Origin of the sequence: Microbacterium panaciterrae (assembly GCF_039541635.1) — a bacterium.
Taxonomy (GTDB): domain Bacteria; phylum Actinomycetota; class Actinomycetes; order Actinomycetales; family Microbacteriaceae; genus Microbacterium; species Microbacterium panaciterrae.
In genome coordinates, this window is the sequence record NZ_BAABGP010000022.1 from 107,585 (window position 1) to 131,127 (window position 23,543).

The window sequence follows — 23,543 nt, forward strand, 5'->3', positions numbered from 1 at the left end:
CTCTGACATGACCTGGCACACCGCATGGCCCGCGTGGCGCAGTGGCCCGTGGTCTCTCGATCTGCGCGACGACGAGCTCGCCGACATCGCCTACGAGGGACGGGTGGCGCTGCGCAGCATCCGCGCCGTGGTCCGCGATCGGGAGTGGGCCACCGCTGCCTTCACGGTCGACCGGATCGACTCCACCGCGACCACAGCGACCCTGCATGTGCGAACCACGGAGCTCGGCTTCGACCTGCGAGGAAGCGTCCACGTCGAGGTCGATGCGACGAGCGCCCTGCGCGTGAGCTTGGACCTCGAGACCGCTGCGGACGTCGACACCAATCGCACGGGACTCGTCGTCCTGCATCCGGCGGGAGTGGCCGGATGTCCCCTCGAGGTCATCCACGCGAGCGGCCCGGTCGAGCACTCGGAATTCCCCGCTGAGATCAGTGCGCACCAGCCGGCGTTCGACATCGCCGGACTCGGCTGGATCGTGGACGGGCTGGCCGTCGATCTGCGGTTCTCCGGCGACGTCTTCGAGATGGAGGACCAGCGCAACTGGAGCGATGCGTCCTTCAAGACGTACAGTCGTCCGCTCGCCCTTCCCTTCCCCTACCGGCTCGCCGCGGGATCTCGGATCCGCCAGAGCGTCGAGATGCGCGCGGCTGTCGTCGCGGCCAGCACCCCGGCAGGGTCCGGCACGATCACCCTCGCGGAGAGCGGCGTGTTCCCGGACATCGTGGTGGGCGCCGCGACCGCGCCGGATCCCGCTCCTGTCGCCGACCGTCTCGGCGCGGCCGTGCTCGTGGAGCTCGACCTGGCCTCCTCCGCCTGGCACGCCGCGCTCGACCGTGCCGCGCGCTCCGGGCAACCGCTCGACGTCAGGTTCGTCCTCGCCGACGACGACCCCGACGCGCTCTTCGCCGCGGCCGGCGCCCTGCGGGACCTCGACGTGCGGCGGGTGGCTGCATTCCAGCGGTCCGGCGATGCGCGGCACGTGTCCGACGCGGCCGCGGTCGATCTGCTCCGACGTGCGCTGGCCGCGGCGGGTGAGACCATTCCCATCGTCGGCGGGGCGCGCTCGCACTTCACCGAGCTGAACCGGGAGCGCCACCGCCTGCCGGACGACCTCGACGGTCTCGTCTTCAGCACCACGCCGCTGTTCCATGCGCGCGGAACGGAGCAGCTCGTCGAGTCGCTCGCGATGCAGCGGCTCATCGTGGAGCAGGCGGTCCGGCTCGCGGGAGCGCTTCCCGTGCACGTCGGCCCGATCGCGCTCCGTCCCCGGTTCAACGACGCCGCGACGACACCCCCGCCGATGCCGGCCCACGCCGACCTGCGTGACGGATACGGACCCGCGCTGATCGACGCCGACGATGAGCGCCAGGATGCCCCCGAGCTCGCCGCGTGGACGATCGCGTCCGCGGCGGCACTCGCCGTGCCGGGGACCGCGAGCATCGCATTCTTCGAAGAGTGGGGCCCGCGCGGCGTGCGTTCGTCGGACGGGGCGGATCGCGCCGTCGCGGATGCCGTCCGCGCCCTGGACGCCCTCCGCGGCGCGCGTCTGCTGCACGGCGCCAGCCCGGACGGGCTGGTGTGGGCGATCGGAGGCCTCCTGCCGGACGGCACCGAGACGATCCTGGTCGCGAACGTCGATCGCCGCGAGCGCGCGATCACGGTGCGCACCCCCCGCACGGACCTGTCGGCCGAGCTCCCTGCCGGAAGCTGGTCGACGCGCAGGGCGTGATGCGGGCGATCAGCGCACGAATCGCCTCACCTCATCCGGCGCGTCGCCAGTCGTGCTCTGCGCGGAAGCCCAACCGCTCCTGGATCTTGCGCGTGGACAGCAGCGACTCGTACTCGCCGAGATCATCGGCGACCGGCGTCCCGGGGAACCAGCGGGACGCAAGCTCCCGCGAGGGATGCCGGGACCCCGACTCCGGCGCGGCGACGACGTAGACCTCGAACCCCGGCTCCGCCGCACCGAGCGCGAGTGCGATCGCGGCGGCGCCGTCTCGCGCGTCGATCCAGGATCCGAGGAGATCGCGGCGGTAGTCGACGTCGCCGGCGCGATCGAAGGTGGAGTACTCATCCGCAGCCACGACGTTCGTGAAGCGCAGCGCCGTGATCGACATGCCTTCGGTCCAGCCGACCAGCTGCGCCGCGATCGCCTCCTCGGCGACCTTCCCCAGCCCGTACGTGTTGTGCGCGCGTGTGAAAGTCTCGTCGACGGGCAGTGAGGGCGGAGCCTGGTCGAACGGGAACCCCATCGCGGTGATGCTGGATGCGGTGACGACCGTCTTGATGCCAGCCCGGTAGGCGGCGAAGAGGACGTTGAAGCTCGCCGTCGTGTTGTTGTGGAAGGTCGCCGCGTCCGGGACGATGCCGTTGACGGGGATCGCGGCGAGGTGCACGAGTGCGTCGAGACCATCATGACGAGCGGTGATCGATGACAGCGCATCGATCGTCTGGCCGAAATCGGTGAGATCGACGCGGGTGAAGCCGGGACCGGCCGGCCCCGCGACATCGAACCCGATCACTCGATGACCGTCGGATCTGAGTCTCTCGACCGTCGCGCGTCCGAGTTTTCCTCCGCTTCCGGTGACGCCGATGATCATGGCTGCTCCCTCCGGGACTGGCCGCATCCACGCGACCGTTGCTAGGATATGAATAACCATACACATCTGCAAGAAAATGAGAGTACATGTCCCTCGTCAGCGTCGACGCACCGCGCCTGGAGCACCATCGCCGCCCCTTCGGCATCGGGGAGAGCACCCCTCGTGTGTCGTGGTCCGTCGCGGTCGCGCCCGCCGGATGGCGGCAGGTCTCTTACCGACTGCTCGTGGACCGGGACGGCCGCGGGGAGCAGCACGAGGTCTCCTCGGCCGAGCAGATCCTGGTTCCCTGGCCGGGTGACCCCCTGCGCTCACGCGACATCGCCTCGGTGCGCGTCTGCGTACAGGGGGCGGACGGGATCTGGTCCGAGCCTTCGGCGCCCACGCGGCTGGAGGTCGGGTTGCTGGTTCCGTCGGACTGGATCGCTCGTCCGGTCGGCGCCGTTCGCACCGAAGACCCGCACTCGGATGAGCGCCGGCCTTCCCTCGTGCGCCGGGCCTTCGATGTTCACGACGGACTCGTCAGCGCCCGCCTGTACGCGACGGCGCACGGGCTCTATGAGGCCGAGATCAACGGGCACCGCGTCGGTGACGACGCCCTTTCGCCCGGGTGGACCGTGTACGGACGCCGGCTGCGCTATTACACCTACGACGTCACTCCACTGCTGCGGACCGGCAGCAACGCGATCGGCGCCTGGCTCGGTGACGGCTGGTACCGGGGTCGCCTCGGCTGGTACGGGGGGTTCCGCAACCTCTACGGCGACGACCAGTCCTTCCTGGGACAGCTGGAGCTCCTGTACTCCGATGGCCATCGCGAGACCGTCGGCACGGATTGGTCCTGGCGGTCGGCGGCCGGCCCGATCCTTCGCAGCGGCATCTACGACGGCGAGGACTACGACGCGCGGGAAGAGCAGACCGGATGGTCGCTGCCCGACTTCGACGACGCCGGATGGGACGTCGTCTCCGAGCGTCACCGCGATCCCGCGACGCTCGTCGCCCCGACAGCCCCGCCCGTCCGCTGCACGCAGGAGCTGGCGCCGATCGCGGTGCTCACCTCTCCTTCCGGGACGCGGATCCTCGACTTCGGCCAGAACCTGGTCGGGCGCGTGCGCATCCGCGTGTCGGGGCCGGTCGGAACCACGGTCACGATGCGCACCGCCGAGGTCCTGCAGGACGGAGAGCTCTACACGCGGCCGCTGCGGTCCGCGCGGTCGAGCGACTCGTACACCCTCGCCGGGAGGGCTCACGAGGAATGGGAGCCGCGATTCACGTTCCACGGCTTCCGGTACGTCGAGATCACGGGGTGGCCCGGCGACCTCGACGCCGACGCGGCCGCCGGGGCGCTCACGGCGCGCGTCTACCACACCGATCTCGAGCGGACGGGGTGGCTGACCCTCTCCGATCCTGCCCTGCAGCAGCTGCACGAGAACGTCGTGTGGGGGATGCGGGGCAACATCGTCGACCTTCCCACCGACTGCCCGCAGCGCGACGAGCGCGTCGGATGGACGGGTGACATCCAGGTGTTCGGGCCCACCGCAGCAACCCTGTTCGACGTGTCGGGGATGCTCACCGGGTGGCTGCGTGATCTCGCCGTCGAGCAGCTGCCCGACGGCACGGTGCCCTGGTACGTCCCCGTGATCCCGGCGGTCGACAAGTGGACCCCGCTGCGCCCTGGAGCCGCGTGGGGCGATGTCGCCACGCTTCTCCCGTGGACGCTCTACCAGCGGTTCGGCGACGAAGCGGTGCTCCGCGATCAGTTCGACAGCGCGCGCGCCTGGGTGGATCTCGTCTCCCGTCTCACGGGACCGGATCGACTGTGGGACTCCGGCTTCCAGCTCGGCGACTGGCTGGATCCTGCCGCACCGCCGGAGGATCCGGCCGCCGGCCGCACCGACCGGTACCTCGTCGCCACGGCCTACTTCGCGCACTCCGCACGGATCCTGTCCCGCATGGCGGGGGTGCTGGGGCGGGCGGACGATGCCGACCGCTACGGAGCCCTCGCGGATGAGGTCACGGCGGCGTTCGAGAACGCCTACGTTCGGCCGGATGGCACGATGACGAGCGACGCGCAGACCGCGTACGCCCTCGGACTGCGGTTCGGACTCATCGGGGACGAGCAGCGACGGCGGGCCGCGGGCGACCGCCTCGCGACCCTCGTCGCGGAATCCGGGAATCGCATCGCCACGGGGTTCGTGGGCACGCCGCTCGTCTCGGATGCATTGACGGAAGCGGGCCACATCGAGGCGGCATACGCCCTCCTCCTCGAACGGGAGTGTCCGTCGTGGCTCTACCAGGTGGACATGGGGGCCACCACCGTCTGGGAGCGCTGGGACTCGTTGCTGCCCGACGGCACGGTCAACCCGGGAAAGATGACGTCCTTCAACCACTACGCACTGGGCGCCGTGGCCGACTGGATGTACCGCGTCGTCGCGGGGCTCGCCGCGGAGGACCCGGGGTACCGACGGATCCGCTTCGCCCCGAGGCCGGGCGGCGGGCTCACCCACGCCGCGGCCCGGCACAGGACCCCGTACGGCGACGCGGCGATATCGTGGCGCTGGGACGGGGACGATCTGCACGCGACCATGTCCGTCCCCGTGGGCTCCTCGGCGACCATCGACCTGCCCGGCTCGGAACTCGAGACCGTGGGCCACGGCGAGCACGTGCGTGTCGTGGCAGGCGCTAGGGTAGTCGCCGACCCTGGAAGGGAACACTGATGACGCAAGGCCATGCACGCCCGTTGGACGGGCAGGTGCGCCTGCTCACCAAGGTCGCTCGGATGTACCATGAGCGCGGCGTCCGCCAGGCCGACATCGCCACCGCGCTGAACATCTCTCAGGCGAAGGTGTCGCGTCTGCTCAAGCGGGCGGTCGACGTCGGGATCGTGCGCACCACGGTCACCGTGGCTCCCGGCCTGTACGCCGACATCGAGGAGAAGCTCGAGCAGCGGTACGGGCTCGCCGAGGCCGTGGTCGTCGACGTCAGCCCCGACGCGGACGATTCCGAGACCATCGCCGCGATCGGCGCCGGCGCGGCCGCATACCTGGAGGCCACCCTCGCGGGCGCCGACCGCATCGGCATCTCGTCGTGGAGTCAGACCCTCCTCGCGATGGTCGATCGCATGCGCCCCTTCACCGTCCGCGGCGCCACCGATGTCGTGCAGTTGCTCGGCGGAGTCGGCGTCGCCGAGGTGCAGAGCCACTCGAATCGACTTCTGGGTGAGCTCGCCCGCATGCTCGGAGCGGAAGCCGTCTACGTGCAGGCACCCGGGGTCGTGGCCGGTCCCGACATCCGCGACAGCATTCTGGACGGGGCGCTCGGCGAGGTGACCTTGCGCTGGCGCGACCTGACGATGGCCATCATGGGCATCGGCAGCGTGGAGCCGTCCGATCTGCTGGCGTCCAGCGGCAATGCGTTCTCCGCTGCGGAGACCGCCTCCCTCATCGACGAGGGCGCGGTGGGCGACATCTGCCATCGGATCTTCCGCGCGGATGGCTCGCCGGTGCTCGGCGCGCTCGATGACCGGATCATCGCGATCCCCGCCGCCGACCTTCGTCGCATCCCGCGACGGGTCGGCGTGGCCGGCGGCGAGCGCAAACTGGAGGCGGTTCACGGTGCGATCGCCGGTGGCTGGGTCAACGCCCTCGTCACCGACGTGCGTACCGCCGAGGCTCTCATCGATCGAGCCCCCGACGTGTCGGCGGCTCAGCCCGCGCGCTGAGCGAGACGTTCGACGCCGAGACGCGGGCTGGCCAGCACGGGCACATCCACGGGGAAGTCGACCGCGGCCGATGCCATCGACGCCTGGGCGAGGACCACGACGTCTGCGTGCGCCGCAGCCCGTCCGATCGCGGCTCTGACAAGTCGATCGTGCGTGGCGCGGTCGCCCGTCGACACCGCCGCGAACGCCCCCTCGATGACTTCGCTGGTCAGCTCGGGCTGGGCGTTCGCGAGAGCGGCGCGCTCCTCGATCAGTGCCATCGTCGGACGGCACGTCGTGGCCAGCGTCGCGAGGACCCGGATCCGTCGCCCGGTGCGCACGGCGGCGTCCGCCATGGCCTCGTCGACGCGGAGCACCGGGATGCCGGCCGCCGCGGCCGCGGGCTCGGCCAGTTCGGAAATGGAAGAGCAGGTGAGCATCACGGCATCCGCTCCCCCTGCCGCGGCGGCACGCACGAGGTCGTTGACCCGCTCCGGAACGGACGCCGCGCGATCGGCGTCGCCGAGGTCTGCGACGATGCGATCATCGAGATAGTTCACGACGGTGACCCCGGGCAGAAGCTCGCCCGCGAGTTCTCCGAACGGCGCGATGTTCACCGCGCCGGTGTGCAGGAACGCGATCCGCGTCATGACCTCATCCTTTCAGTGAGCCCGCCGCGAGGCCAGCCATGATCTTCTTGTTCAGGAAGACGAAGATGATCCCCAGCACGACGATGTTGATGGAGATCGCCGCGAACAGGGGCCCGTACTGCGTGGAACCGTATTCGTCGTTCAGGCTGAGAAGGCCCACCTGAATCGTCGCCAGCGAGGGACTCGTCGTGAACGTCAACGCGATCAGAAGGTCGTTCCAGACGCTGAAGAACTGCACCAGCGCGACGGTGAGGATCGCGTTGCGCATCAGCGGAAGTCCGAGCAGGAAGAACGCGCGCAGCGGTCCGCAGCCGTCGACGGTCGCCGCCTCGAAGATCTCCCGGGGGACGGTGCGGAAGTATGCGGCCATCAGGAACGTCGTGAGGGGGATCCCCATGACGGTGTAGGTGATGATCATGGGCCACAGCGTGTCGGTGATCCCGATGCGGAAATACGTCGTGAACAACGGCACGAGGATCATCTGGCCGGGGACCATGATCCCCCCGAGGATCAGCAGCAGCGTCGCGTTGCGTCCGCGCCACACCATGATCTCGAGCGCGTAGCCGGCGGCCACGCCGAGGAACAGGATCAGCGCCACCGACGGGATCGTCACCAGGAGGCTGTTGCGATAGTTCACCGCGACGTTGCCGCGCGTGAATGCCTGCACGTAGTTGCTGAGGTCCCAGCCCTCTGGCAGCGCCCAGGTCGGGTTCGACAAGAACTCGGTCTGCGACTTGAACGAGCCGAGGACCACCCACAGCTGCGGGTAGAGCACGATGACGAGCAGGACGGCGACGAGGATCCAGACGGGAAGCCGTCGGATGACGCGGATCGCCCGCTGTCCCACCGGCCGACGGTCGCGCCCACCGAGCTTGCGCGACTCAGGGCGGGCCTGGATCAGGGTCTGAGTGGCGGTCATGTCAGGCATCCGCCTTCCGTGTCGACGAGCGGAAGACCGCGAGTGTGAAGACGAGGCAGAGAAGAGTCAGCACCAGGGCGATCGTGCTGCCGTATCCGTACTGCGAATACTCGAACGCGGTGCGATACATGTACAGCGTGAGGGGAGAGGTCGAGGTGCCGGGCCCGCCGTTGTTGAGCGCCAGCAGGCTGTCGAACACCTTCAGGGTGGAATTGAAGCTGAAGATGATCGATGAGATCAGGATCGGCAGTGACAGCGGGATCACGATATGCCGCACGAGCCTCATCCCGTTGGCACCGTCCAGCCGGGCCGATTCGATGATCTCGTCCGGGATGTCGAGAAGCCCCGTGTACAACAACACGGCGTAGAAGCCCATCGAGCTCCAGTAGGTCATGGCGAGCGCGACGCCCATCGTGCCGATCGTCGAAGCGAGGAACTCGATGCTGTGCCCGCCGAAGAAGTTGATGACGCCGTTCACCGGCCCCTGATTGCTCCCGACGGAGACGAAGCTGCGGAACAGCAGCGCGACGGCGACGGTCGGCAGCACCATGGGGAAGAAGACCGCCGTACGCACGAACGCGGAGCCCTTGCGGAGCACGAACACGTACAGAAGTGCGAGGAGGTACCCGAAGACGATCTGACCCGCCGTGGCCAGCACGGCGAAGATCACGCTGACCCACAGGGATTGCATCGCCGCGGGATCAGTGAAGAACTTCGTGAAGTTCGAGATTCCCACGAACTCGAACCCGCGCAGGGTGTTGCCCTCGAAGAAGGACAGCCCGAGCGACCACAGCACCGGAACGAGCTTCAGCAGCACGTAGATGATGAGCGTGGGGGCAAGCAGGATGATGATCGTCTTGCGATCACCGAAGACGCGCTTCATGGTTGGAACCTCCCGTATCCGTCGGTCCGGGCCGCGCGCGGCGACCCGGACCGATCTCGGATGCGTGTTACTTGTTGGCGTCGAGGCTCGTCTGCAACTGCGACATGTAGTCCTGCGGAGTCATCTGACCGGTGGTCAGCAACGAGATGTTGGACTGTGCGAGCCCGGTGGACTTGGCATCCATCAGCGCCTCGAACCAGAGCACGGTCTCCTTGATGCCGGCGACCTTCTCCTGGACCATCTTCGTCGGTGCGGGCACGCCCGTCACATCCTTGTTGACCTTGAAGCCGGAGATCACGCCGGCATCCTGCAGCGCCTGTGCACCGTAGTTCTGCGTGATGCACTTGAGCCAGGCGCCCGTCTTGGGGCCGTACGACTTGGCGTTCATCGCCATCGCCGCACCCGCGTTCGCCGCCCACTGGTCGATGCTGCCCTTGCCGCCGTCGACGGCAGGGAACGGAGCCAGTCCGATGTTGTCCGCACCGATGGTGTCCTGCGCCTTGTCGTTGATGTTGCTGAGCAACCACGATCCGTCGTACTTCATGGCGGCCTTGCCGGTCAGGAAGTCGTTGTTCGCGGTGGCCCCGTCCTTCGAGATGAATCCGTCGCCGAAGTAGCCGGCCTGAGCCATCTTCTGGACTTCCTGCGCGGCCTTGAGGTACTCGGCGTCGGTGACCTTCGCCTTCCCGTCCTTGACGGCCTGCATAGCGTCGGGTCCGACGTTGCGGAAGATGTACATGCCGATGAGACGCGTGATGGGCCACGCATCCTTGCCGTCCATCGCGAACGGCGTGTAGCCGGCATCCTTGATCGTCTTCGCGTCGGCGAGCAGATCATCGAACGTCTTCGGCGTGGTGAGACCCAGCTTCGTGAAGATCTCCTTGTTGTACCAGATGCCCTCGACGTTGTACTGGTAGGGCAGGGAGACCATCTGGCCGTAGACGCTCTGCACGGTCGATGAGGCCGCCGGGAGCACGTCGCCCCAGGCACCGAGATCGGTCAATGCGGACTTGTAGTCGAGCGTGAGCTTGGCGGCACCGAGGTCGCCCGCGGGACGCACCATCGCGGTGCCCGCGATGAAGTGGGACGGAAGGGCGCCCTGACTCGCGAGGAGAGTGACCTTCTGCACGACATCGGCCTGGGCGACCGTCTGGTGCTCGAGAGGCAGTGCCTTGTTCTCCGCCTTGCACGCGCCGGCGGCGAGCGCATCCAGCTCCGTGGCGATGGTGGTGTTCTCGTTCGCGGTCAGCACCGTGAACTTGGCGGGATCCTTGCCACTCGCGGCGGTGCTCCCACTCGAGCCGGTGCCCGAGGAGCAAGCGGCCAGCGGGACGACCGTGGCAAGCGCGATTCCGACCGCGAGCAAGCTGCGGCGGGTTCGGCGGGTGATCATAGCGTCCTCCTTGACGACGACAATGCAGGTTTGGTGACGGGTTATGTAGGCGAGAGTAGGACGAGATGGAGGGTGTGTCAATAGTTGGTATTGAAATTCTATTCACTTTCGACCCGCGTTCGAGCTACACTGCATCATCATGCAGGTTCGCGAGAACGTGCAGACCCCCCTGTGGCACACGGATCCGCGAGGGAAGTGCCGCGTCACAAGGAACGGCACGGCAGAGAGGAACGCATCCCATGTCGACGAATCCCCCGCCGAGACCGCACGCCGTGCTCGCTCCGCTCGGCGCCGACGGCGCACGCTGGGTTTCCGGCTTCTGGGGCGGCGTGACCACCCGCACGCACGACGTCACGATCCCCCGGATGAGCTCCCTGCTCGACGATCCGGCGATCAGCCCTGGTATGCGCAACTTCCGCGTCGCCGCCGGGATGGAGGAGGGCGAGCATGCCGGGCCGCCGTTCATGGATGGCGATGTCTACAAGTGGCTCGAAGCAGCGATCGCGCAACTCGAGACAGACCCCACGCACGAGCTGCGCGCGACGATCGACGACTTCGCCCGGCTGGTCACCAAGGTGCAGCGCGCCGATGGGTACCTGCACACCCCGACGATCATCGCGGCGGCCCACGAACAGGACGCGGTCGAGCTCGGCGACCGATTCGCGTTCGAGACCTACAACCTCGGTCATCTGATCACCGCCGGCGTGCGTCACCACGAGGTGACCGGGAGCGAGCTGCTGCTGGATGCCGCGAAGAAGGCGGCGGGATTCCTCGAGGACCTCGCCCGGAACCGGCCGCTCGAGCTCGCACGCAGCGCGATCTGCCCCTCTCACTACATGGCGGTCATCGAGTTGTACCGTGCAACAGGTGAACTGCAGTACCTGCGACTCGCCGAGCGGTTCCTGCAGGTGCGCGACGACTTCGAGGAAGGCGGCGACGACAACCAGGATCGCCTCCCCGTGCGCGAGCAGACCGTCGCATCCGGCCACGCGGTGCGCGCCAACTATCTGTACGCGGGGCTGGCGGATCTGGTCGCCGAGACGGGCGACGATGAGCTGCAGGCGGTCCTGGAGAATCTATGGCGCGACGTCGTCGACACGAAGCTGTACATCACCGGCGGCTGCGGCGCCCTCTATGACGGTGCCTCCCCCGACGGCTCGCCGTGGCAGGAGGGCATCAGCCGCGTGCACCAGGCCTATGGCCGGGCGTACCAGCTGCCGAACACCACCGCGCACAACGAATCGTGCGCGAACATCGGGATGATCCTGTGGAGCGAACGGATGCTGGCGCTCACCGCCGACTCGCGTTACGCCGACATCATCGAGAAGATCGCCTTCAACAGCCTGCTGGCCGGGATCGGACTGTCCGGTGACGACTTCTTCTACACGAACCCGCTGCGCCAGGTCCGCGGCCTGCCGTTTCCGCTGCGGCGTCCAGGAGACACCGCGCTGCACCCCGTCCCGGCGCCGCCGCCCTCCGACGCCCGGCTGCGTGAGACGTACCTGAGCTGCTTCTGCTGCCCGCCGAACACCGCGCGCACCCTCGCGCGCTTCCACGAACGCGCCGCATCCGTCTCCGCCGACGGCCTTCACCTGCACCTCTACGGCGGCGGGGCGGTCCGCGCCGTCGAGGGCACCCGCGTCCTCGCACTGCGCGAGGAGAGCGACTATCCGTGGGACGGGCGGATCCGCTTCGTGGCGACCGAGGCCGTCGACGGCGGGATCCCCCTGCACGTGCGCGTACCGGACTGGGCGGACGGCTCGACGCTCTCCGTCGCGGGAGCCCCGGCGACCGCCGTCAGCCCGGGGTACGCACGCATCGAGCGCGCCTGGCAGCAGGGCGACACCGTCGAGCTCGTCGTTCCGATGCCTGTCCGGATCCTGCGAGGGCACCGGCTGGCGGAGGAGGTCGCCGGGCACGTGGCCGTCCAGCGCGGACCCGTCGTGTACTGCCTCGAGAGCGCAGACCTGCCCGAGGGGATCGCGCTCGAGCGCGTCGCCGTGCGGCGGGGCACCGAGTTCGTGCCGGTCCAGACCGAGATCGCGGGGGTGCCGGTCATCGCCCTCGAGGCGGAGCTCGCCCTGCTGCCCCTCGGCGGCGACAGCGCGCTCTACGAGGATCTCGCGGACGATCCGCTCGAGACGGTGCGGACCAGGCTCGTGCCGTACTTCGCGTGGAGCAACCGCGGTGCCGGTGAGATGTCCGTGTGGCTCCCGGTCGTGTGGTGAACCGATGACGACACCGCAGCATGTGATCGCGACGTACATCATCGAGACGTCGATGCCGCTCCTGCACGCCGCAGAGGTGCTCGCCGGCGAACAGTCGACCGGCACGTTCGTCCGCGTCGCGCGCGAATCCGACGACGTCCGTGCGCGCTTCGCCGCTCAGGTGGAATCGGTCGACGAACTCGAGCCGAGCGCCTTCGCTCCTCTTCCCGGCACGATCGGGGATCCGGCGGAGCGACGCCGCGCACGCCTGCGCCTGAGGTTCCCGCTGGACAATTTCGGACCGTCGTTGCCGAACCTGCTCGCCGCCGTCGCCGGCAACCTGTTCGAGTTGAAGGAGCTCGCGGCCGTCCGGCTCGTCGATCTCGAGCTGCCGTCGGCGTTCTCGGATCGCTATGCGGGACCCGCTTACGGCGTGGCAGGCACCCGCCGTCTGATGGGCCGTCCCGATGGTGCGATGATCGGCACCATCATCAAACCGAGCATCGGGCTCTCCCCCGACGAGCTGGCCGAGGTCGTGCAGGAGCTGTGCGACGCCGGGATCGACTTCATCAAGGACGACGAGCTCCAGGGCAACAGCCCCGCGTCGCCGCTCGTCGAACGGGTGCGGGCCGTCATGCCGGTGCTCGAACGGCACGCCGACCGAACAGGGCGCAAGCCGATGTACGCGTTCAACATCACGGACGACATCGATCGCCTGGAGGCGAACCACGATCTCGTCGTCCGTGCGGGCGGCACCTGCGTCATGGCGTGCATCAATCTCATCGGCCTCGCCGGGCTCGAATACCTGCGCCGACGCTCCGCCCTACCCATCCACGGCCACCGCGCGATGTTCGGCGCGATCGGCCGGTCCGAGCAGATCGGGATAAGCTTCCGAGCGTGGCAGAAGCTCGCCCGCCTCTCGGGGGCGGATCATCTGCACACCAACGGGATCAGCAACAAGTTCTATGAGACGGATGCCGCCGTGCTCGACTCGATCGCCGCAGTGCGCGAACCGCTCCTGGGGCTGACGCCGACCGTGCCGGTGCTGTCCTCCGGCCAGTGGGGCGGGCTCGCCCACGCGACGCACGCCGCCGTCGGCACCACAGATCTTCTCGTGCTCGCCGGGGGCGGCATCCACGGTCATCCGGACGGTGCCCGCGCAGGAGTCGAGAGCATGCGGGACGCCTGGGCATCGGCTGCGCGCGGCGACTCCGTGCAGGACGCCCTCGCGGCATCGCAGCCGCTGCGCAGGGCGACGGAGCTCTTCGGACCGGCCCGTGACTGAACGCCCCGAGGAACTGGGCGCGGCGGATGTCACGTCCGGTTCAGGACTGCGCGCAGCGTTCTACGGAGACGACTTCACGGGGAGCGTCGATGCGCTCCTGCAGTTCGCCCGCCGCGGCTGGCGTGGCCGACTGTTCGTCGGCGTCCCGGATCGCACGGTGCTCGCGGAAGCGGCCACGGAGGTCGATGTCGTCGGCATCGCCGGCATCGCGCGCTCGCTGGGCTCCGATGCCTGGGAGGCGGAGGTGCGACCCGCACTCGAAGCCCTGACGTCGCTGCGGCCTCCCGTCATCCAGTTCAAGGCGTGCTCGACTGCGGACTCCTCGCCGGACATCGGCAGCCTCGGCCGGGTCATCGAACTCGGCCGAGAGATCGTGGCCCCGGCGGTGATCCCGCTGCTGTTCGCCCAGCCGGACTTCGGCCGCTACACGGTCTTCGGTCATCACTTCGCCGCCGAGAACGGCCACGTGTACCGGCTGGACCGGCAGCCCACGATGTCGCGGCACCCCTCGACCCCCATGACGGAGTCGGAGCTCGCGGTCCATCTCGGCCGTCAGACGAAGCTGCCGATCGGTGCGATCCCCTTCACCGAATACACGTCGCCCGCCGATCTCGCCGATCGGCTCCTCGCGCACGGGGCGGACGGCGAGGTCGGCGTCGTGCTGGATGCGCTCGACGACCACCACGTCTCGCTCATCGGTGGGGCGCTCGCCCTGCTGCGCCCGCCGGTGTTCGCGATCGGTTCCGGTGGGCTCAGCCTCGGGCTCGCCACGGCAGACGGGGGATTCGCGGCGCCGCTCCCGACGACCACGACCACGCCCGGGCCCGTGCTGGTGGTCTCCGGGAGCCGATCGGCGCAGACGCGACGGCAGGCCATGGCCGCCGCGAGCGCGGGCTGGCATGTTCAGCAGCTGCCGCTGCCCGCAGACAGCGACGCGATCGCATCCGTCGTCGGTCACCTGCGCGCCGGGACCAGCGTCGTGCTCACCTCCGATGACGCGGTCGTCGCGGCGAGCGACCCGCTACCGGCCATCGCTCGGGCCGCTGCGGAGTTCGTCCGCGCCGCGATCACGGACGCGGGCGTGCGCCGCGTCGTCGTCTGCGGAGGGGACACGTCCAGCCGCATCGCAGGGCTGCTGGGAGCCAGGTCGCTCGAGATCGCCGCCAATCCGTGGGGCAACATCGTGCTCCTGCGCGCCATCGCTCCCGGCCTCGAGGTGGACGGGGTCGAGCTGCTCCTGAAGGGCGGCCAGGTCGGCGCGGACGATCTCTTCGAGCGGATCCGCACGCTCGGCACGTGACGTCTGCTCACGCAAGGTGCACCGACCAGCGGGTCCGCTCACGCGGTACCCGGTAGCGCTCGGGGAGGGCCGGGCCCACGGACGCGGATCCGATCCCCTGCTGACGATGGTCGACGTTGAGCCAGACGGTGCCGGAATCGACGAGCTGAGCCGGACGGGACGCGCGCTCGAGGTCCACCGATGTCCAGCGGCGGAGGGTGAAGTCGAACTCGGGCCGACCGGTCACCCGCATCGCGCCAGCGCCTTCGATCTCCAGCCATCTCGTCTGCACGTGATTGCCGTTCTCCTGCGGGACCGGGTAAGGGGTCTGCAAGGCATCGATGCTCGACGCGAATCGTCCCGTCCGTGAGCCCTCGCACGAGTCGACGTAGGTCTCACCCGGTCCGCGGCCGTACCACCGCACCTGGTCCATGCCACCGGGGAGCGCGAACAGCAGCCCCAGCCGGGGTACCCAGATGTCCCGGTGCTGGTAGGGCGTGTCTCGCCACGGTCCGACGAAGTCAGCATCCACATCGAGCAGGACGCCCTGCCCCTCCGCCCTCCAGGTCATCGTCCACTCCACGGCGTGCGGGTGGGTGCTCGGCGCCGTGCGGCCACGCGTGCGCAGCCAGCCGTCGCCGTGCGACACGTCATCGACGCGCTGGAGCATGCGATCCATGCCCGTCGCGGCCCAGACGGAAGCGATGTCGTTCAGCGAGCCCTGCCCGTGATCGTTCTCCGTGGGCGCGCGGTGCAGATCGAGCCAGGGCCCGTCGAGCTCGATCCCTCCCAGCTGCACGAGCCGTCCTGTCGCCCCGTCGAACCGTGCGGATCCGACCGAGACGAGCCCCGCCGCGCGGACGCCCCCGCTGACCGGCGGCAGCGCCGTCTCGCTCCTCGACGGCGGTTCCCCTTCCGACAGGCCCTGACCCCACGCGATGACATGGCCGGCCGGAGCCCAGGCCGCATCCGCTGCCAGAGCGGCCTCGACGGTCACCACGGCCTCATGCAAGGGCGCGGGGAGCGGGAGCTCGACGACGGCCGCCGCGCCGGCGTCGAGGATCGGGACTGCCAGCGATCCGCTCCCCATCGTGACGCCGTCCGACTCGGCCGTCCACGAGAACACGACGTCGGAGGTGTCCGCATCATGCCGAGTGTTGCGTACGGTGGCGGTCGCCCGCCCGCGCGCGTCGACCTCGATCGTGATCTCGAGCGGCGCATATGCCCGCGCCAGCTCGACCAGCCCCGGGGTCGGCGTGCGGTCGCTGAAGACGAGACCGTGCAGGCTGAACCTCCCGCCACGGGGCTCGTAGCCGATGACGTCGTCCCCGTGCATGACGTACGCGTGGCCGTCTTCATCGACCGCGGAGAAGCCGTGGTCGATCCACTCCCACACGAAACCGCCGCAGATGCGGTCGTGGGCGGTCATGATGCGCCAGTAGTCCTGCAGCGAACCGGGGCCGTTGCCCATGGCGTGCGCGTACTCGACGAGGAGGAAGGGGAGCCCGCGCCGGCGCTCGTCCTCGGCCCCGGTCACCCCGTCAGGGCGTGGCTCCTCCCGTCTCCCGATGGCATCGAGCTCATCGAGCGACGGGTACATGAGTGAGAAGAAGTCGGAGTCGCGATACGACGGATCCCGCTCGTACAGAACCGGTCGCGCGGGGTCGCGCTCGGCGAGATAGCCGCGCATCGTTCCGAAGGTCTCCCCGATCCCGCTCTCATTCGCCATCGACCAGATCACGACGCTGGGATGGTTCTTGTCGCGTTCGACCGTGCGGTGCAGCCGATCCAGCAGCGCAGGGCGCCAGGCCGGCTCCGCCGGAGGGTTGCCCTCCCAACCCGCGAAGATGAATCCGTGCGTCTCGAGATCGCACTCCTCGACGACCCACAGACCGTATTCATCGCACAGGCGCAGAAACTCGGGGTGCGGCGGGTAATGGCTGGTGCGAACGGCATCGATGTTCGCCTGCTTCATGAGCATGACGTCCTGACGCATCGTGTCGCGATCGAGCGTGCGGCCCGTGTCGGGATGGTGCTCGTGACGATTGACTCCGCGGAACACGAGCGGCGCGCCGTTGGCGAGCAGCACGCCATCGCGCACCTCGACACGGCGGAACCCGATCCTCAGCTCCACCGCTTCGCCGGGTGTGCGCAGCACGCCCGTGTAGAGCCTCGGCGATTCGGCACTCCAGGCCTCGACCAGCATCGTGACCGTCTCGCCGGACTCCGCGTGCACGCCGAGCTCCGGCACCTCGACCCTCGCGCAGATCGCGCCGTCCGTGCCCCACGCGTCCACGCGCAGCGTCCCGATCCCTGTGGCGGCATCGAAATCGGCGTGGACGAAGAAGTCCTCGATCCCGTCTGCCGGACGCTCCAGGAGTTCGACGTCCCGGAAGATGCCGGGAAGCCACCACATGTCCTGGTCCTCCAGGTACGTTCCGGCAGACCAGCGGTGGACCCGCACGCAGAGGACGTTCGGCCCCGGCCGCAGCGGCGCATCGAACTCGAATGGAAGCCGGCTGCCCATCGACCAGCCGAGCTCCGTCCCGTTGAGCCATACCTTCGCGCACGAATCCACGCCCTGGAATCGGAGGACGGCGGCATCCCAGCCTTCCGGACCATCGAACACCAGGCGGTAGTCGCCCGTGGGATTGTCCGGCCCGACGTTCGGCGGATCGAGCGGAATGGGATAGGACGTGTTCGTGTACAGAGGCCCCTCCGGCGTTCCGCGCATCGAGCGCGCCGCGCCACCGGCGAGCGGCGTGAACGGTTCGAGCACCCAATGCGAAGGCACCGGCATCTCGTCCCATCCGGTGTCGTCGAACTCCTCACCCAGGAAGGCGTCGCCGGTTCCCGCGCCGGTCGGCGAGAGTCGAAACCGCCAGATCCCGTTCAGGCTCTGCGTGCGGGCGTCGGAGCGTCGCTGCGCTCGCGGTTCACGCCGCCCGTCGCCAGGCTCGGTGCTCTCCCAGTAGTCGGTCATCGTCGTTCTTCCTGGTCGTCGTCGATCCACGTCGGGGCGGACGGCATCGCCGCCAGCTCACTCCACAGCTCGTCGGGGACGACGGCGTCGGCGAGGTCGTCGAGGGTGGTGATCCGCCGCACGGAGGATGCGCCGACGATCGTCGAGTGGATGAAAGGCGCGCGCAGCGAGAACTGCAGCGCGACGGCGGCGAGCGTCACGCCGTGGCGGGCGGACAGCGCTTCGACCCGGGCGACCCACCGACGCAGCTCCTCCGTCGCGGGCCGGTAGGCGTACGTCGATCCCGATGCCGCACCGCGAGCGAGGAGTCCGCCGCCGAACGGGGCGGCATTGAAGACCGTCATCCCCTGCAGCGACGCGCGTTCGAAGAGGGCCCGCGCGCTGCGATCCACAAGAGTCCAGCGGTTGTGCACGAGCACCGCGTCGAAGACGCCGATGTCGGCGTAGCGAGCAACCAGCGGCACCGGGCCGGCTGCGATGCCGATCGCGCCGGCCACTCCCGAGTCCCGGAGCTCCACGAGCGCGTCGATCGCACCCCCGCGGGCGCAGGCCTCGTCGAAGGTGATCGAATACGGGTCATGCAGATGCAGGAGGGGGATCCGGTCGACCCCCAAGCGGCTGAGGCTCTCGTCTGCCGAACGCAGGACGCGTTCCCGATCGAGACGCCCGGTCTGCGGGTCGGCGTCGACCTTCGTGACGATGCGCGCCGCGGCGTCGGCGGCCTCAGCCGCAGGGAGTTCGCGCAGAGCGCGCCCGAGCAGCTGCTCGGAGCGACCGGACGCGTATGCATTCGAGGTGTCGATCGGACGTCCTGACGCGACAAGTGCTCTGGCGGTCGCGCGTGCCACGGCCTCATCGCCGGGCGACTCCGCTCGCCGCCCGAGACCGGACGCGCCGAGCATCAATCGCGCGAGGTGCCTGTGCTCCACGTGCATATCCATTCTGTAGTGAATCTGTCTTCACAGACTAGGCCGCGCCGCCCGCGGAGGCAATGACGAACGACTCTCACGGCGACAGCACCCGATCCTTCGGCGCCTCCGCCGACCGTGATCCGTCGATCGGTCGCGATCCCCCGCTATCTTCGAGGAATGCAGAAGCAGACGACCCGGGTCAGGGTCTGGTCCATCGTGCGTCTCGCCGGCGCCGCCGCGATCCTCACCGCAGTCGTCAACCAGCTCGTCGTGACGATGACCAACGCCGCGCAGTCCCCGACGCCGTACGGATCCCATGTCCCGACGGTCGCGACGAACTTCCTCAGCTTCTTCACGATCGAGTCGAACCTGTGGGCCGCCATCATCCTCATCATCGTGGCGATCTGGAGCCTGCGCACCGCGAACTCCACCGCGCCGGAACCGCGCTGGATCGCGATCCTGCTCGCGTGCGGCTCGACGTACATGATCGTCACCGGCATCGTTTACAACACCCTGCTGCGCGGCATCGAGCTGCCGCAGGGCACGACGGTGGTCTGGGCGAACGAGATGCTGCACGTCGTGGGGCCGCTGCTGATGCTGGCCGACGTGCTGTTCGCTCCGCGCCGGCGCTGCCTGGGCTGGGGCGTCGTCGGGATCACGGCCGTGTTCCCGATCGCGTGGGCCGGCTACACGCTGATCCGCGCGGACTTCATCATCGCCCCCGCGACCGGCAACCACTGGTGGTACCCGTATCCGTTCCTCGATCCGCACCTGGCCCCCGGTGGGTATCTCGGCGTCGTCGGCTACATCGTCGGCATCGCCGTCGCGATCCTCGCCGTCGGCACCGGGGTCGTGTGGGCGTCGCGCAAGCGCGGAGCGTAAGCCACCCACCACGCATGCCATTCGAATGGTATTTTGATGGCATGAAGGCATCCATGGACAAGGCGGGACGGATCGTCATCCCTGCTGTGATCCGCGAGCGGCTCGGGATGGTGCCGGGACCTGTGGATCTGATCATCGACGGCGATGGGATCCGGATCGAGATCGAGACCCATGACAACGTCATCGAGAAGGACGGACGACTCGTCATAACCGGTGGGCCCGCGCTCACCGCAGACGACATTCGCGAGTTGCGCCTTGCCGACCAGCGCTGAGCTCCTCCTCGATACCAGCGCGGCCCTGGCGATCCTGCGAGACGCGAGCCCTTCACACGAAACGGCCTTTGCGCTCACGCAGGGGATGACTCTCGGCCTCTCCGGCCATGCCGTGTTCGAGACCTATTCCGTTCTGACTCGCCTGCCAGGAGGCAACCGGTTCAGCGCATCGTACGCGGCGCATGTGATAGCCCGCGAGTTCCCCGCCTCGGTCGCGCTGCCGCCGCACATCGCCCTGAACGCGCTGGCCACGTTCAGTGAAGCGGGCATCTCCGGCGGTGCGGTCTACGACGGCCTGGTCGGCCTCGCCGCCAAAGCCGCAGGCATCACACTGCTGTCCTGCGACCGCAGAGCCGCCTCCGCCTATGCCGCCCTCGGCGTCGGCGTCCGCCTGATCTGACGGCTGCAGGGCGCACGCCCCGACGCCCGACCATCCGTCGAAACCCGCGGAATCCCGCCGATAGACTGGATACCATGTCCAAGGTCCTCCAGTCCCTGCCCGTCGGCGAGCGCGTCGGCATCGCCTTCTCGGGAGGGCTCGACACCTCCGTGGCGGTCGCGTGGATGCGCGACAAGGGTGCGGTTCCGTACACGTACACGGGCGACCTGGGCCAGCCCGACGAGGACGACATCGCCTCGATCCCCGGGCGTGCACTGGAGTACGGCGCCGAGGACTCGCGCCTGATCGACTGCAAGACCGCGCTCGTCGAGGAGGGCTTCGTCGCCCTGGCCTGCGGCGCGTTCCACATCCGCTCCGGCGGAAAGACCTACTTCAACACGACGCCGATCGGCCGCGCCGTCACCGGCACGCTGCTCGTGCGCGCGATGAAGGAGGACGGCGTCGACATCTGGGGCGACGGCTCCACCTACAAGGGCAACGACATCGAGCGGTTCTACCGCTACGGCCTGCTGGCCAACCCGCGCCTGCGCATCTACAAGCCCTGGCTCGACGCCGACTTCGTCACCGAGCTCGGCGGACGCCAGGAGATGAGCGAATGGCTCGTCGCGCACGGCTTCCCCTACCGCGACTCCGCCGAGAAGGCGTACTCGACCGACGCCAACATCTGGGGCGCCACGCACGAGGCGAAGACCCTCGAGCACCTCGACGTGTCGCTGGAGACCGTCGACCCGATCATGGGCGTGAAGTACTGGGATCCCTCCGTCGCGATCGAGACCGAGGACGTCACGGTGACCTTCGCCGGCGGCCGCCCCGTCGCGCTCAACGGCGTCGAGTTCACGGATCCGGTGGAGCTCGTCTTCGAGGCGAACCGCATCGGTGGACGGCACGGCCTGGGCATGAGCGACCAGATCGAGAACCGCATCATCGAGGCGAAGTCGCGCGGCATCTACGAGGCCCCCGGCATGGCGCTCCTCTTCATCGCCTACGAGCGCCTCGTCAACGGCATCCTGAACGAGGACACCCTCGCGACGTACCACGAGCAGGGCCGCCGCCTCGGGCGCCTGATGTACGAGGGTCGCTGGCTCGAGCCGCAGTCGCTCATGCTGCGCGAGTCGATCCAGCGCTGGGTCGGATCGACGATCTCCGGCACCGTGACGATCCGCCTGCGCCGCGGCGACGACTGGACGATCCTGGACACCGTCTCCCCCAACCTGTCCTATGGCCCGGAGAAGCTGTCGATGGAGCGCGTCGGCGACGCCGCCTTCGGCCCGGTCGACCGGATCGGCCAGCTCACGATGCGCAACCTCGACATCGCCGACTCGCGCGCCCGCCTCGAGCAGTACGCGAGCCTCGGCCTGGTCGGCGGCGCGACGGGCGAGCTCGTCGGCCGCGTGACCGCGGGCGAGGCGGGCGAGATCGCGGGCGCGGTCGAGGCGACCTCGGCGGCTACCGAGGAGCTCGCCGACGCCGTGGACGCCGCCAGCGAGGGCGCCGCGTTCGACTCCGGCACCGACTGAGGTTCCGCTACTAACGGGTCGTGCAGTACCTGCCGAACGGTTTCGAACGTCCCTGGGGGTGGATCCAGGTCTTATCCGTCAAAGATCCACGGCTCTCGATACTCCGACCCGTCGCCGAGCGCACCGACCAGGTCCTTCGGGCACTCGAGGCGATGCGGGTCGGAGTCACTGCCGCGGTAGAAGCCGGAGAGCCAACCGTTCTTGAAGGAGACGTCAATCCGATAGCAGGTGTAGACCCGCAGAGGCTCCGCGGCAAACACCCTTGGCCCCGTGGGGTTGTCGCTACGTCCTGATGCAACGAACATCTCGAAAGACGCATCCTCGCCACCGACATCCTCGCGGTGGTCGTAGAAGACAGCCGTGCCGTGCTCTTCCGAGAAGACCTCAAAGGCCGCCTTCCTGTCCCAGTACACGAGAGCCGCCGACAGCCTCTCGAATAGTTCTTGCGGCGTAGCCGTGCTCGCGCCGGGAACGGTCAGCGAAGGCTCAGGACGCGGCGAGCCGTGCGATCGCCTGTGAGAACCGCACCCGGAACGCGCCGATGTCGGCCCGGTCGCGCCGGGGATGCACGCGGTTGGTGAGCAGCGTGACGGCGACGCGGCGCTCGGGCTGCACCCAGAACATCGTGCCGGTGAACCCGGTGTGCCCGATCGCGGGCACGTCGCCGAGGAACCCCGGATCCGCGATCCGCAGTCCGTAGGAGTGCGCGAACCCTGCCGGGAGGGCAGGAGCCGGGGCGGGCGAGGTGGCGAGTCTCCACCCGCGCGGACCCAGCAGCCGATCGTCGAGGTAGCTCTCCGCGAACGAGAGGGCCTCGCCGACCGGCGCGAAGATCCCCGCGTTGGCGACCCGACCGCCGAGCGACCAGGACAGTTCGTCGTGCACCTCACCCTGGACCATCCCCCGACCGACGTAGGACTCGTCCTCGGTCGCGACCGCATGCGCAGGATCGACCGGGCCGTAACCGGTGCGCACGAGGCCGAGCGGTTCGGTCACGAGCGTGCGCACGAGGTCGGGAAGCGGGAGCCCGGTCAGCGCCTCGGCGACAGCGCCGGCCGCGATGAACCCGACGCACGAATAGCGGAACTCGGCCCCCGGTGCGCTCTCGAGCGGCGTCGACAGCACCCGCTGTCGGCGCTCCTCGGCGGGGATGGCGCGGTCCTTCCACAAGAGCTGCTCGGCGGGGAATCCGGCGGCGTGCGTGAGCAGCATCCGCATCGTGATCCGGTCATGCCCCTCCCCCGCGCCGACCGGGAGGATCTCCGCCACCGGCGCCTCCGGATCGATCCGCCCCTCGTCGATCAGGCGGAGGATCGCGGCGCCCACGTAGGCCTTCGACATCGACGCGAGGTCGAACAGGCTGTCGCCGCTCACCGGGGTCGGATCGTCGAGTCCGTGCCGGCCCACGACCGCGAGGGCGCGCTCGTCGCCGATCCGCACGCCTGCCGCGCCCGCGGTGTACAGCTCGTCTTCGAGGCCCTCCGCCAGCAGTTCGGCGAGGGCGTCGGTCAGCGCGGTCATCGCCCGGCTCCGTCGATGACGACCGTCGGCCCATGGACGACCGTCGGTTCACTGCGGCTTGCCATATGGCGAATCTACGAGCGTCCGCTCTGTCACCGCTGAACACGGTCGATATGACCAGAAAATCAGTGATTCGCATATTTTTGA

At 68.9% G+C, this 23,543-nt stretch carries 19 protein-coding genes; 10 read left to right on the plus strand and 9 right to left on the minus strand.

What is annotated here, in order from left to right; genetic code table 11:
- The first annotated feature begins 7 nt into the window (after positions 1-7).
- Entirely contained in the window at positions 8-1,729 is a 1,722-nt protein-coding gene (locus ABD882_RS15670) for a D-apionate lactonase family protein (protein WP_345188314.1), read from the plus strand.
- A gap of 31 nt (positions 1,730-1,760) precedes the next feature.
- Here ABD882_RS15670 and ABD882_RS15675 read toward each other — a convergent pair whose 3' ends face one another.
- Positions 1,761-2,660, minus strand: a complete 900-nt coding sequence (locus ABD882_RS15675) for an NAD-dependent epimerase/dehydratase family protein (protein ID WP_345188315.1) — start codon at positions 2,658-2,660, stop codon at positions 1,761-1,763.
- Between the two features lie 26 nt (positions 2,661-2,686).
- Between ABD882_RS15675 and ABD882_RS15680 the strand changes: the two genes are divergently transcribed.
- Positions 2,687-5,311, plus strand: coding sequence for a family 78 glycoside hydrolase catalytic domain (locus tag ABD882_RS15680; RefSeq protein ID WP_345188316.1), 2,625 nt, complete (start codon positions 2,687-2,689; stop codon positions 5,309-5,311).
- A complete protein-coding gene (locus ABD882_RS15685) occupies positions 5,311-6,315 on the plus strand; it encodes a sugar-binding transcriptional regulator (protein WP_345188317.1) in 1,005 nt (334 codons plus the stop codon). Before ABD882_RS15680 ends, ABD882_RS15685 begins: the two co-directional genes overlap by 1 nt.
- On the opposite strand, the gene ABD882_RS15690 is transcribed toward ABD882_RS15685, so the two are convergent.
- The 4 genes from ABD882_RS15690 to ABD882_RS15705 form a co-directional block, all read right to left on the minus strand.
- The gene (locus ABD882_RS15690) at positions 6,300-6,944 is read right to left on the minus strand and encodes an aspartate/glutamate racemase family protein (RefSeq protein WP_345188318.1); all 645 of its coding nucleotides are present in this window, start codon (positions 6,942-6,944) and stop codon (positions 6,300-6,302) included. The two genes, ABD882_RS15685 and ABD882_RS15690, sit on opposite strands and share 16 nt — an antisense overlap.
- Positions 6,945-6,948: 4 nt before the next feature.
- Positions 6,949-7,863 (minus strand): carbohydrate ABC transporter permease, encoded by a 915-nt coding sequence (locus tag ABD882_RS15695; RefSeq protein WP_345188319.1) that lies wholly within the window; start codon positions 7,861-7,863, stop codon positions 6,949-6,951.
- Between the two features lies 1 nt (position 7,864).
- Entirely contained in the window at positions 7,865-8,746 is an 882-nt protein-coding gene (locus tag ABD882_RS15700) for a carbohydrate ABC transporter permease (RefSeq protein WP_345188320.1), read from the minus strand.
- Positions 8,747-8,813: 67 nt separating this feature from the next.
- Entirely contained in the window at positions 8,814-10,139 is a 1,326-nt protein-coding gene (locus ABD882_RS15705) for an ABC transporter substrate-binding protein (RefSeq protein WP_345188321.1), read from the minus strand.
- A gap of 239 nt (positions 10,140-10,378) precedes the next feature.
- Here ABD882_RS15705 and ABD882_RS15710 point away from each other — a divergent pair, with 239 nt between their 5' ends.
- Genes ABD882_RS15710 through ABD882_RS15720 form a run of 3 tightly spaced genes read left to right on the plus strand, consistent with a single transcriptional unit; the run spans position 10,379 to position 14,931 of the window.
- Complete coding sequence (locus tag ABD882_RS15710; protein ID WP_345188322.1) at positions 10,379-12,367, plus strand: glycoside hydrolase family 127 protein; 1,989 nt, start codon at positions 10,379-10,381, stop codon at positions 12,365-12,367.
- A gap of 4 nt (positions 12,368-12,371) precedes the next feature.
- Complete coding sequence (locus tag ABD882_RS15715; protein ID WP_345188323.1) at positions 12,372-13,631, plus strand: RuBisCO large subunit C-terminal-like domain-containing protein; 1,260 nt, start codon at positions 12,372-12,374, stop codon at positions 13,629-13,631.
- Complete coding sequence (locus ABD882_RS15720; RefSeq protein WP_345188324.1) at positions 13,624-14,931, plus strand: four-carbon acid sugar kinase family protein; 1,308 nt, start codon at positions 13,624-13,626, stop codon at positions 14,929-14,931. The genes ABD882_RS15715 and ABD882_RS15720 overlap by 8 nt, the downstream gene beginning before the upstream one ends.
- 7 nt (positions 14,932-14,938) lie before the next feature.
- Here the strand turns inward: ABD882_RS15720 and ABD882_RS15725 are convergent, their stop codons facing one another.
- Positions 14,939-17,893: a glycoside hydrolase family 2 TIM barrel-domain containing protein gene (locus ABD882_RS15725; RefSeq protein WP_345188325.1), complete on the minus strand. Its 2,955-nt coding sequence runs from the start codon at positions 17,891-17,893 to the stop codon at positions 14,939-14,941.
- Positions 17,890-18,822 (minus strand): aldo/keto reductase, encoded by a 933-nt coding sequence (locus tag ABD882_RS15730; protein WP_345188326.1) that lies wholly within the window; start codon positions 18,820-18,822, stop codon positions 17,890-17,892. Before ABD882_RS15730 ends, ABD882_RS15725 begins: the two co-directional genes overlap by 4 nt.
- Positions 18,823-18,981: 159 nt before the next feature.
- On the opposite strand from ABD882_RS15730, the gene ABD882_RS15735 reads away from it, so the two are divergent.
- The 4 genes from ABD882_RS15735 (at position 18,982) to argG (ending at position 21,875) form a co-directional block, all read left to right on the plus strand.
- Entirely contained in the window at positions 18,982-19,686 is a 705-nt protein-coding gene (locus tag ABD882_RS15735) for a Pr6Pr family membrane protein (protein ID WP_345188327.1), read from the plus strand.
- 41 nt (positions 19,687-19,727) lie between these two features.
- Entirely contained in the window at positions 19,728-19,958 is a 231-nt protein-coding gene (locus ABD882_RS15740) for an AbrB/MazE/SpoVT family DNA-binding domain-containing protein (RefSeq protein ID WP_345188328.1), read from the plus strand.
- On the plus strand, positions 19,942-20,358 hold the full coding sequence (locus tag ABD882_RS15745; RefSeq protein WP_345188329.1) for a PIN domain-containing protein: 417 nt from the start codon (positions 19,942-19,944) through the stop codon (positions 20,356-20,358). The genes ABD882_RS15740 and ABD882_RS15745 overlap by 17 nt, the downstream gene beginning before the upstream one ends.
- A gap of 74 nt (positions 20,359-20,432) precedes the next feature.
- Positions 20,433-21,875, plus strand: a complete 1,443-nt coding sequence (gene argG, locus ABD882_RS15750; RefSeq protein WP_345188330.1) for an argininosuccinate synthase — start codon at positions 20,433-20,435, stop codon at positions 21,873-21,875.
- A 71-nt stretch (positions 21,876-21,946) separates the two neighbouring features.
- On the opposite strand, the gene ABD882_RS15755 is transcribed toward argG, so the two are convergent.
- Together ABD882_RS15755 and ABD882_RS15760 are read right to left on the minus strand one after the other, a co-directional pair.
- Positions 21,947-22,288 (minus strand): hypothetical protein, encoded by a 342-nt coding sequence (locus tag ABD882_RS15755; protein ID WP_345188331.1) that lies wholly within the window; start codon positions 22,286-22,288, stop codon positions 21,947-21,949.
- Between the two features lie 73 nt (positions 22,289-22,361).
- Positions 22,362-23,396, minus strand: coding sequence for a serine hydrolase domain-containing protein (locus ABD882_RS15760; RefSeq protein WP_345188332.1), 1,035 nt, complete (start codon positions 23,394-23,396; stop codon positions 22,362-22,364).
- Positions 23,397-23,543 lie beyond the last annotated feature (147 nt).